The organism is Arthrobacter sp. GQ119, assembly GCF_059759125.1.
This window is the reverse complement of record NZ_JCAXEA010000023.1, coordinates 69,016-79,701: the sequence shown is the minus strand read 5'-3', so window position 1 is coordinate 79,701 and position 10,686 is coordinate 69,016. Positions and strand designations below refer to the sequence as shown.

The 10,686-nt window shown below is 61.0% G+C and carries 7 protein-coding genes and 1 pseudogene; 7 read left to right on the top strand and 1 reads right to left on the bottom strand.

All coding sequences use genetic code 11. The annotated features are described in order from the left end of the window. The 4 genes and pseudogenes from AC6CH3_RS19160 to AC6CH3_RS19145 form a co-directional block, all read left to right on the top strand. Positions 1-193 (top strand): annotated as a pseudogene (locus AC6CH3_RS19160) (D-xylose ABC transporter ATP-binding protein); the annotation flags it as partial. 26 nt (positions 194-219) lie between these two features. Beyond that, on the top strand, positions 220-1,233 hold the full coding sequence (locus tag AC6CH3_RS19155; RefSeq protein WP_498133927.1) for a sugar phosphate isomerase/epimerase family protein: 1,014 nt from the start codon (positions 220-222) through the stop codon (positions 1,231-1,233). Between the two features lie 716 nt (positions 1,234-1,949). Next, positions 1,950-3,071, top strand: a complete 1,122-nt coding sequence (locus AC6CH3_RS19150) for an aminotransferase class I/II-fold pyridoxal phosphate-dependent enzyme (RefSeq protein WP_498133926.1) — start codon at positions 1,950-1,952, stop codon at positions 3,069-3,071. A 170-nt stretch (positions 3,072-3,241) separates the two neighbouring features. Continuing rightward, positions 3,242-4,219 carry a GntR family transcriptional regulator gene (locus AC6CH3_RS19145; RefSeq protein ID WP_498133925.1) on the top strand — a complete coding sequence of 326 codons (978 nt, stop codon included), beginning with the start codon at positions 3,242-3,244 and terminating at the stop codon, positions 4,217-4,219. Positions 4,220-4,349: 130 nt separating this feature from the next. Here the strand turns inward: AC6CH3_RS19145 and AC6CH3_RS19140 are convergent, their stop codons facing one another. Then, positions 4,350-6,356: an oxidoreductase gene (locus tag AC6CH3_RS19140; RefSeq protein ID WP_498133924.1), complete on the bottom strand. Its 2,007-nt coding sequence runs from the start codon at positions 6,354-6,356 to the stop codon at positions 4,350-4,352. Positions 6,357-6,674: 318 nt separating this feature from the next. On the opposite strand from AC6CH3_RS19140, the gene AC6CH3_RS19135 reads away from it, so the two are divergent. The 3 genes from AC6CH3_RS19135 to AC6CH3_RS19125 all read left to right on the top strand — a co-directional run bounded on the left by AC6CH3_RS19135 (position 6,675) and on the right by AC6CH3_RS19125 (position 10,686). After that, a complete protein-coding gene (locus AC6CH3_RS19135) occupies positions 6,675-7,631 on the top strand; it encodes an NAD-dependent epimerase/dehydratase family protein (protein ID WP_498133923.1) in 957 nt (318 codons plus the stop codon). 178 nt (positions 7,632-7,809) lie between these two features. After that, positions 7,810-8,994 (top strand): substrate-binding domain-containing protein, encoded by a 1,185-nt coding sequence (locus AC6CH3_RS19130; protein WP_498133922.1) that lies wholly within the window; start codon positions 7,810-7,812, stop codon positions 8,992-8,994. A 90-nt stretch (positions 8,995-9,084) separates the two neighbouring features. Further along, positions 9,085-10,686, top strand: a complete 1,602-nt coding sequence (locus tag AC6CH3_RS19125) for a sugar ABC transporter ATP-binding protein (RefSeq protein WP_498133921.1) — start codon at positions 9,085-9,087, stop codon at positions 10,684-10,686.

Genomic DNA, 10,686 nt, shown 5'->3' with positions numbered 1-10,686 from the left:
GAAGGCCGAGATCCACCGTCTGATCGAACAGCTCGCCCGCAAAGGGGTGGCTGTGCTCGTGATCTCCAGCGAACTCCCCGAGCTCCTTGAGCTCTCCGACCGGGTGATGGTCATGCGAGCCGGCCGGGTCGTGGCCGAACTGGACAAGGCCCAAGCAACCAAAGAAAACGTCATCGCTTACGCCGCGGCGTAAGCGGTACCACCGGAAGAAAAGGAACCATGACAGACCAACAGACCCGGCCTTTCACCCTGTTCACCGGCCAGTGGGCCGACCTGCCCTTCGAGGAAGTCGCCCGCCTGGCCTCCGGCTGGGGCTACGACGGCCTGGAAATCGCCGTCTCCGGCGACCACCTGGACGCCTGGCGCTGGAACGAACCCGGCTACGTCGAGTCCAAACTCGCCGTCCTGGAAAAGTACAACCTCAAGGTCTGGGCCATCTCCAACCACCTCAAGGGCCAGGCAGTCTGCGATGACCCGATCGACTTCCGGCACGAAGCGATCGTCGGGGCCAAGGTCTGGGGCGACGGCGACCCCGAAGGCGTCCGCACCCGCGCCGCCGAGGAAATGAAACACACCGCCCGGCTCGCCAAAGCCCTCGGCGTGGACACCGTCGTCGGGTTCACCGGATCCTCCATCTGGCAGTACGTCGCGATGTTCCCGCCCGTCCCGGAAAAGGTCATCGACGCCGGCTACCAGGACTTCGCCGACCGCTGGAACCCCATCCTGGACGTCTTCGACGAATGCGGCGTCCGCTTCGCCCACGAAGTCCACCCCTCCGAAATCGCCTACGACTACTGGACCACCGTCCGCACCCTCGAAGCCATCGGCCACCGCGAAGCCTTCGGGCTGAACTGGGACCCCTCCCACTTCATGTGGCAGGGCATCGACCCCGTCTCCTTCATCTGGGACTTCAAGGACCGGATCTACCACGTGGACTGCAAGGACACCAAGCTCCGCCCCACCGGCCGGAACACCGTCATGGGCTCCCACCTGCCCTGGGGCGACCCCCGACGCGGCTGGGACTTCGTCTCCGCCGGCCGCGGCGACGTCCCCTGGGAATCATCCTTCCGCGCCCTCACCGCCATCGGCTACACCGGCCCCATCAGCATCGAATGGGAAGACGCCGGCATGGACCGCCTCCACGGCGCCCCCGAAGCCCTCGCCGCCCTGAAGAAATTCGACTTCCCCGCCTCGCAGACCAGCTTCGACGCCGCCTTCAGCAGCAAAGAATGACACAGGGAAAGCCCGCCAGTGGTGCCCGGCCGCAATGGCGCGCAGGGGCATAGCGGCTGCGTCGCTTGGTCAGCGTAACCATAGGGGGCAATCGTGGTCGTCGGCAGTCATCAGCGAATGATCGCTAGCCTGGCCTCTGCAAGCCGGCAGCACCAGCCCTGAGGCTGTTCGCGACCCCGTAAACCTATTGGATTTCGTTGCTGACGACGTATGTATCCATGCCACCTGCTCGGCCGAAAGGTGAGTGAAGCGGGTGCGACCAGATATTTGTCCGAGACAGCAGACAAGAGTCTTTCGCTTGGAGGGGTTTTTTGCTAAACGACAGGATAACTAGGACCGAAATCAAAGGATTTCTCTCCTTGGCTGAGGGTGGCCTGGTTGAGGCATTTGATGAAAGAGGGGTCAGATGGCGCGGGAGGATAGAAATTGTTGTCCCAGAACACGGCCTCCTGTGGATCCAAGCGGAAAATGGCCAGCGAAAGCTCCTTGACATCCTGGAACACAGGATAGTGGCGCTGCCTCTTGCCTAACGGAATGCCGGACCCGCAGGAAGCCGCACGGCGCGTTCCAACCGGGCTGCTGACCAATCAGCGTAAGCGGCAGGGCATTTTCATGGGCTTCTAACCGTCGGTTTCTTTCCACGTGCATTTAGCGAGGATCGCGTTCCAAGGCTTGGGCAGCGAGCCCATCCACAACGGCTTTCAAAGAGGATTGCCTTGCCAACTGACCTTTACCGGACCTTCGGCCATGCCGAGTGGTCAGCGCCGTTCGAATCGCCTGCCCCGCTTGTCCTAGGGTCTAGCGCAATAGCCCCGCTCACACTTGGCGAGCTGGCGGCCATCGCCCGTGTCGACTCGAAGTCGTTTCTAGGCGACGGGGTCGCCTTCGACTATACGTCGGCTGGCGGCTCCGTCGAGCTGCGCCAATTAATAGCCGCCACCATGCCCGGCGTCATTGCGGACAATATCACCGTCACGGTCGGGGCCGGTGAAGCCCTCGCCATGGTCGCCGAGCTGACCTGCCATCCGGACGGCCATGTTGTCATGGAGACCCCGGCTCACGAAAGCGCCCTCGCGACGGCGCAAAAGATTGGTTGCGACGTCACCTTGATCCAGGCACCGGTCACCGAGGAGCAGGTCATTGGCAGCGTACGACCAAACACACGGGCCGTTTTTCTGACTTCCCCCCATAGCCCGACGGGTCAGGTTCTCAGGGCTGACGCCCTGAGCCGGATTGCCGCGAAACTTGCGCTGGTCGGCGCAGTTCTTGTCGTAAACGAGGCCTTTCGTGGGTTGCCCCTGGCATTGCCGCAGGTCCCTCCGGCCGTTGCCGCCGTTGCTCCAAACGGAGTATCTGTAGGCAGTCTCTCGAAGGTATACGGTCTCCCAGGACTGCGTCTTGGATGGATAGCCGGGCCTACTTTGATGGTCGATGATGTGCGATCCATGCAGCGGTGTACTTCGCGCTCCCCGGCAGCCACCAGCGAAATCATCGCGAAAGTCGCCTTAGATAACAGCGAAGCACTTCTATCCCGCGCCAGATCACTTGTATACGACAGCTACGCGGAACTAGCAGCCATCTGCGACCGCTCGCCCGTCATCCGGCTGACAGCGCCAGACGGAGGGACTACCGTCTTTCCTGAGATCGGCGTTGCTGACGTGGATGCTTGGTGTGGAAGAGTCGCAGAGCAGTACGGGCTCCTGCTTGCGCCAGGCACCGCTTGCTTTGGAGTCCCTGGGCGAATCCGTATTAATCTTGGCTTACGGCCGGAGATGCGAGCCAAGGCTTTTCCGCTGCTCGCCCAAGCTCTCATGGCAACCCCCAAGTTACGGCATTAGATATCCGCCTGATTTGAAATCAGCAAGGGTGTGCTTGTCCTGAAGATGCAAAATTTGGTACGGATCCGGTACACGATGGACCTTAGAATTCGGTTTGCCGGTGATAATGTGAGGTCATGGATGGATCGACGAGGCAGGACGCGACTGACGAGATTCCTAACAGGGGAGCCATGGCGGCCGTGGATCCAGCGATACTCGATGATGTAACGAAGAAAGTGGACGTTTCGGATCGCCGCGATCTGCGCCGACGTCTGGCGGATGGTCTGGAAGAGTGGCTCTTAAAGCATCGTGCCCATCATCAATTGCTTCCCTCGGCCCGGCACTTCTCGGACGCGTGGGGGGTGCATCGGGCGACGGTCCAGGGGGCCTTCGAAATCCTTGTCGACAGGGCCACCCTGGTCCGAACCGCCAGTGGGCGTTTTGTCACCAATTTCTCTGCCGCGGGGAGCGCGGACGAGACCGCGGTCCTTGCCGGGCGCCTGAGGGCTGCCGCGGGTGTGGCTATCCGCGATGGGCTTTCTGAATCTGCTTTCATCGAATTTGCCAAGCAAATGTTTCGCGCCGCGGCCATGGGTGACATCCGTGTCGTCTTTGTTGAGCCTGAAGTCGAGGTCCCGGGCATGGGTCTCGACGATCTGTCCCGTCTACTCGACTACCCGGTTTCCAGTGAACGCCTTGATTCCATTGAGCCTTCCCCGCGGACAGTGTTTGTCGCATTGTCGACGGATGCGCCCAAGGCTCGTGCCAAGATGGCCGGGCGCGCGGACGTGTTTGCCATTGGCCTGACCCTCGAGACTGATCTTCGGCTAGCGGTAGCGGGCCTCCCTGCGCAGACAAGCGTGGCAGTCGTTGCGGAGGACCCGCGGGTCCTGAGGGCGGTGATGGGCAAGCTTGCGGAACTGAGGTCGGATCTTTCCGTCCACAGCTACTCGGAGATTCCCCGGGAGATCGGTGCCACGTCGCTCCTGCTCTTGCCGGAAGCAATGGCTGTGGACGTAGGAGATTTCCCGACAGCACGCTATCGGTGTCAGATTTCCCTGGCCGAGCTCACTTTCCTGCGGTCACGTTTGGCCGGATCGCCGGGTCAGGACACAACGGCCGCCGGGGTTGCAGCTGTGCGCGGAAAGGTCGACCTCCCCGCACAGTGACCGGTATGTGGCCCAGGAACCTGGCAGGTTCGCTCGGAGTTCGTGGCAACACGGCAGTGTTCCGGACATCACCCGAAAGTGGTGTCCAGAACACTGGGTGGCGGTCAGGCCGGGAATTGTCCCTTCCGGGTCAGTCGATGCCGACCCCAACCCCAACCCCTGCAGGCGTTGCGCGGCGTTCCAAACTCCGCAGTCGGATCAGCTCCACCACCTCCGCAGCCTCTTGGGTTCCTTCGTGAATGTCGCGTGGCTCGATGCAGTCCCCGATGCGATAAACCTCCAGTTCGGGGTTGATCTCCATAAGGCTCTCGTAGAGCTCGTTATTGGAGACCCTTCCGCCGGTTACTACATCTTGGGCACCGTTCCACGTTTCCGGAACGCCTCGGTGTTGTAGGCGAATGAACCCGTCACCCACTTCTTCGACGGTGCATTCTGAATGCAGGTGGACGTTCTCCAGGGAGTCAACCTGGGCCATTAGAAGATTGCGTGCGGGGGCGGCCTTGTTGAGAGCGAATCCAGCGTCAGGATCGACGATATCGATCCTGACATCCGGTCGGGCGGTGCCAAGACGCACAGCCAGGAAGCAGCTTTCGGCATCTCCGCCGATTATCACCACGCGTCCGGACCACTCAGTGATGTCGCGGTCAAAGGCCGAGATGACGTTGAACGCAGGCTGGCTCCCGCTGGTGGTCGCATACGTGTAACCGCCACGTGCGCCCGTGGCGATGATGATCGCATCGGTGTCGTGGTCCGCAAGGGCGGCAGCGTCCAGTCTCTGGCCAAGCTTTACGTCGACGTGGAGTTTCTCCATCTGCCGGGTCAGGTAGCTGACGAAGTAGCCGTAGTCGTGGGCGGCGAGGGCGGCCTGATTCAGCTGGCCGCCAAGTGCGGGCTGTGCCTCATAGAGCTCCACACTGTTTCCCTGGCGCGCCAGAAGCCGTGCGGCGGTCATGCCGGCAGGCCCGCCACCAATTACCGTCACGTGGCGCGGCCGTTCCGTAATGCGCAGGGCCCGCGTCCGCTCGAAGGTCGACTGGGGGTTCACGGCGCAGTGCGCCACCTTGCGGCTGAAGAATAGATTCAGGCAGGTGTGGCAGGCGATGCAGGGGACGATGTCATCTGCCCGGTCCTGCTCGATCTTGCGCACGAAATGGGGGTCGGCGTGGAATGCACGTGTCATGGAAATGAAATCGGCCCGGCCGTCCGCTAGCACGGATTCAGCGAGGTCAGGATCGTTGAGTTTCTGCGTCACGCTGACAGGCACGGTGTCTCCGAGCGCTTTTTTTAGCTGTTCGGCGATGGGAACGAAACCACCGGGGCTCCTTTCAGGGCCCTGGAAGATTTCGCTTCCCGTCTCATAAATGCCGGCAGTGATGTCGATGAGGTCGACGCCGGCCTCCACAAGCAGTTCGCAGAAGGGAATGGTGTCGGCCGTTGTCAGGCCCCCCTCCACATATTCCTCCATGGAGATGCGGTAGCCGATGGGATAGTCCGGCCCCACCACGTTCCTGACAGCTGCGACAACTTCGAGGGCGAAGCGGGCCCGGTTTTCAGCTGACCCGCCGTACTTATCGGTCCGCTTGTTGCTCCAGGGGGACAGGAACTGTTCGAGCAGGTAGCCGTGTGAACCGTGCAGGTGGATCATGTCGACGCCGGCCTTGAGGCACCGGGTCGAGGCTTCAGCGAAGGCGCGGATGACGTCGTCGATATCGTCTTGGGTCATTTCCAGCGGAAGAGGCATGGGGTCGAAGAAACTGCAGGGCATAGCGGTTGGCGCCAATGGCTGACGTAGTGTCGCCGTCGATGCTGATTGACGTCCCGCGAAATACAGTTCAACGGAAACGACTGCGCCTTCGCCGTGGAGTGCGTCGACTAGCCGGGTGAAGCCCGGGATGACCCGATCATCGTGGCATCCGACCTGGAACGGATTTCCCTGGCCACGGGAGTCGACGTATGTCGACTCCACATTCACCAAGCCGGCGCCACCTTTGGCCCGTTCCACCAAGTAGTCGATGTAACGCTGGTTCAGTGTGCCATCGCGATTGGCCATGGCCCGTTCCATGGGGCCGGTGATGATGCGGTTCTTTGTCCGCATGTTGTTGATTCTGCCCTCGCGCAGCAGGTTTGGATACGCCATAGTCCTACCTTCTTCGGATCGAGATAAAGCGGTCTAAGGGCTGCCCCATGTCTGCCAGCGACATGTTCGCGGCCACTTTGCCGACAAAGCAATGTGTACCAGTTATGGACCATGCTGGTCAACAACTACTGCGAAGGCGGGGTATAAATACGGCCAAAACCTGAAAGCCCTTGACTATCGGTACAGTATTGGTACATTTGCTGCAGGTTGGCCGGCGAATCCGGCGTAACTTTCGGGCCGGGGTTTCTCCGGTCAGCCAAACCCCTCTAGATGGCCGCTCCACCGTGGCAGCGGTCACCAGGAAAGCGAGAGAAGCGAATGAGTAACATTGTCGTGACCGGCGGCTCCGGCCGCCTCGGACGTGAGTTCGTCGTACCCGAGCTCGCGAAGGATCACTCCATCAAAGTCTTCGACGCTATCGAGCCGCCGAATCCGGACTGGGACTTCCACAAGGGCGACATCCTGTCCATCGATGACCTGACCAAAGCCTTCGACGGCGCCGACGCCATCGTGCACTTGGCCGCCATCCCCGTTTACACCGGCCAAGGCGAAGAGGAAAAGATCTGGCGCGTCAATAGCGACGGGACGTTCAATGTCCTTGAGGCTGCCCGCCGCGCCGGTGTCCAGAACATCGTTTTGACCAGCAGTGTATGCGCCTGGGGCCCAATCTTTTGGTCCACTCCGCAGACCCCGGAATACTTCCCGATTGACGAAGAGATATCCAACCGCCCGGACGACATGTACGGGATGAGCAAGGTCATCGGCGAAGTCCTCGGTTACGGGTACAGCCGCCGATACAAGCAGCGCATCGCGTCCCTTCGCCTGGCAACTGTAGGGCTCTTCGACCAGGACTACTGGATCGACGCCGTTGCCGACATCGACAACCCGGACCACGTGCTCCCCGCAGTGGCCAACCCAGAGCTCCCCTCCGCAGGGGACATGACGATGACGGACTTCGTCTACCAGTACGTCGACCCGCGGGACGTAGCGCAGGCCTTCCGTCTCGCGTTGGAGGCCGTCCAGCAGGGCAGCATCGGAAACGAAGACGTGCAGTGGGACAACTTCAACATCGGCGCCGGCGATGTTTTCTCGACGCGGGATTCGCTTGACCTGATCCGGAAGTACTACCCGGATGCGCAGGTGAACGAGGAGCTGTACCGGGCGGAGCCCCAGTACCCCCTCTACGACATCAGCAAGGCGCGCAAGCTCCTCGGCTATGACCCTCAATACACCTGGCGAGACTTCACGCCGCGGCCGGCCGCCGCGTCCAGGTAACCACGTCGGAGCATTTCGCTGCCGGGGTGCCTGCTGATTCGTCGCTATGGCGTGGATAGGCAGCCAATCTAGTGGAATCAACAGGCATCCCATCCGCCGGCAGGGTCGCGTTCCCGCGCAGCCAACGTCAGGCACCTCTCCACTCGTTTGCCATCCGTTCGCAAGGAGCACATTCAGAATGTCGATAAAGAGCCGAATTAAGGGCGCAGCATTTGTGGCGGCCTCCGCCATGACCATCACCATGTTGGCCGGATGCAGTGCCGGTGGCACCAGCGCCAATGCAGCAGCAGCCGTCGATCCGGCAATTCAGAGCAAGGTCGATAAATGCCTCTCCGACGTAGCCCAGAAGGTCTACAACAAGGGTCCGCAGGGCGAGACGGCGACTCCGGCCTCGCAACTGACCCTGACACAAGAGGAAATTGACAAAGTAAGGGCAATGAAGAAGACGGTCGCCATCGCCTGGCACGTCTTTGGAAGTGACTATTCAACCGCCCAAGTCGCGGCCCTCAAAGACACGTTCAACAAGCTGGGCATCGAGGTCTTGACCACAACCGACGGTCAGTTCCAGGTCAACAAGCAAACCAACGACATCCAGACAATCCTGGCCCGCAAGCCGGACTTCATGGTGTCCCTTCCGGTTGACGCGCCATCCGAGACAGGAATCTACAAGCAGGCCGCCGCAGCAGGGGTGAAGCTGGTATTCGCGCTCAACGCACCACCGGAGATGAAGGCCGGCAAGGATTACCTCACGGTTGTCGGTTCCGATGATTATGGAACCGGCGTTGTCTCGGCGTGCCAGCTGGTGAAGGCAGTCAACGGCAAGGGGAAGGTCGGCATTGTCTACCACGCCGCCCACTACTACGCCACGCAGCAGCGTCTTGACGCAGTGCACGAAGTGTTGAAGGAATACCCCGACATCCAGATCGTGGAGGAAAAGGGCAGTCCGGGCCCTGACTTTACTGGCCAGGGTGCCGCCGCCACGAACAGCATGCTGAGCCAGCATCCGGATCTCAACGGCATTTGGGCCGTCTGGGATACGCACGCCGAGGGCGTCATCGCGGCCGCCCGCGAGAGGGGCAAGAACGGTTCGAACTTCGCCATCACCACGATAGACCTCGGCAAGACCGTTGCCGTGAGCACGGCCAGGAACGACATGGTGAAGGGCGTCGGAGGCTCGCAGCCGTACAACCAGGGCGTCGCGGAAGCGATGGCCGTTGCGTACTCGCTGCTCGGGAAGAACCTCGAGCCGTACTACGCCTGGAACGCCCTGCCAGTTGACAGCTCCAACGTGGCAGACCAATGGAAGCAGATCTACAACGCCGACGCGCCGAAGGAAATCGCTGACGCAGCCAACAAGAAGTAAGAGAGCGGCTGGCATCGGGACGCTTGAGGGGCGTCCCGATACCAGCCGGAACTCCAACCTTCCACCACAGCTCACAAAGGGGCGAACACGTTGCAAAAACCAGAGACCGCAGAGACCACCAGGCCGCCGCTGGCGGTGGCCATGCGCGGGATGAATATGAGTTTCGCCGGCGTGCAGGTCCTGAATGAAGTCGATTTCGAAGTGCAGCGGGGCGAAGTCCACGCTCTTCTCGGCGAAAATGGTGCCGGCAAGTCCACGCTGATGAAGATCTTGGAGGGCGTTTACACGCCCGACGGCGGAGAAGTCCTCGTCAACGGAAAGTCCGTTCCGCTTGAATCCGGGCTTGATGCCAAAGCAAGCGGCATCACCATGGTCTTCCAGGAGTTCAGCCTCATTCCTACGTTGACAGTGGCGCAAAACATTCTTCTGGGCCGCGAGCCCCGAACCAGCCTAGGCTTCATCGACGAACGCAGGATGATTGCGAAAGCCCGGAAAGTACTCGCCGAGCTGAACGTCGATCTCGACCCCCGGGCGGAGGTCGGGCCGCTCGCCGCAAGCTACTGGCAGATCACTGAAATTGCGAAGGCATTGTCCCAGGACGCGAACGTCCTCGTCCTCGACGAACCAACCGCATCACTGACTAAAAATGAAACGGAAACCCTCTTCCAGAGAATCAGGATGCTGCGCGACGCCGGAATGTCGATCGTTTACATTTCGCACAGGATGGCGGAGATCTACGACATCGCCGATCGAATCACCGTAATGCGCAATGGCCGCAGGATCCGGACCGCGGCTATCTCCCAATATCCCGTCGGAGAAGTCATTGCCGACATGCTCGGCGAGCAAAAAGAACGCGCGCCGAAGCAGCACGAAATCTCGGAACACGTTGGCCCGGCGACTGACGAAGACAAACCGTCATCCAGTCCGCCGTCGTCCACCCCGTCGCCGTCCGGTCGAGCACCGAAAACTAATCCTCTTCTGCAGATCCGGGACCTGCATTCCGACAACGGCATAAACGGACTTGACCTCGATGTCCGCGCGGGCGAGGTGGTCGGTCTCGCCGGCCTGATGGGCAGCGGGCGCAGCCAACTTGTGCGCGCGATATTCGGCATCGACAAGATCACAAACGGCACCGTCAGGGTGGGGGGCCAGGACGTGAGGATCCAAAATCCGCGCGACGCAATCCGGGCCGGCATCGCCCTTGTACCCGAAGACCGTCGTGTGGAGGGGCTCGTGCTGGAGCATTCCGTGGAAACTAACTCCGAACTGCCGCTCATTGCGTCCGGGCGCAGGCACTGGATCAGCAAAGGCGAAACGCTCCGATGCGCCCAACAGGTCATCCAGCGCCTGGACGTCCGCACGTCGTCCGCCGGGAAGGCCGTTGGTCTGTTGTCCGGAGGCAACCAGCAGAAGATCGTCATCGGCAAGTGGCTCCTCACCGAGCCGAAAGTGTTCCTGCTCGACGAGCCGACAGCGGGGATCGATATCGGTGCCAAGAAGGAGATCATGCGGATTCTCCGTCAGTTCGCGGCGTCAGGCAAAGCAGTCATTGTGATCTCGTCAGAGCTGGAAGAACTCTTGGAGGTCAGTGACCGCATCGTCGTGCTTCGAAACGGACGCGTGGACGACACGTATCGAGGCCATCAATTCACATCAGAAGAGGCACTCCACCGTGCCGTCCAGGGAGTTTGA

Excerpts from the sequence above, each read along its gene's own strand:
- AC6CH3_RS19155 (WP_498133927.1), top strand. The coding sequence starts at position 220 with ATGACAGACCAACAGACCCGGCCTTTCACCCTGTTCACCGGCCAGTGG.
- AC6CH3_RS19145 (WP_498133925.1), top strand. The coding sequence starts at position 3,242 with ATGGCGGCCGTGGATCCAGCGATACTCGATGATGTAACGAAGAAAGTG.
- AC6CH3_RS19140 (WP_498133924.1), bottom strand. The coding sequence starts at position 6,356 with ATGGCGTATCCAAACCTGCTGCGCGAGGGCAGAATCAACAACATGCGG.
- AC6CH3_RS19135 (WP_498133923.1), top strand. The coding sequence starts at position 6,675 with ATGAGTAACATTGTCGTGACCGGCGGCTCCGGCCGCCTCGGACGTGAG.
- AC6CH3_RS19130 (WP_498133922.1), top strand. The coding sequence starts at position 7,810 with ATGTCGATAAAGAGCCGAATTAAGGGCGCAGCATTTGTGGCGGCCTCC.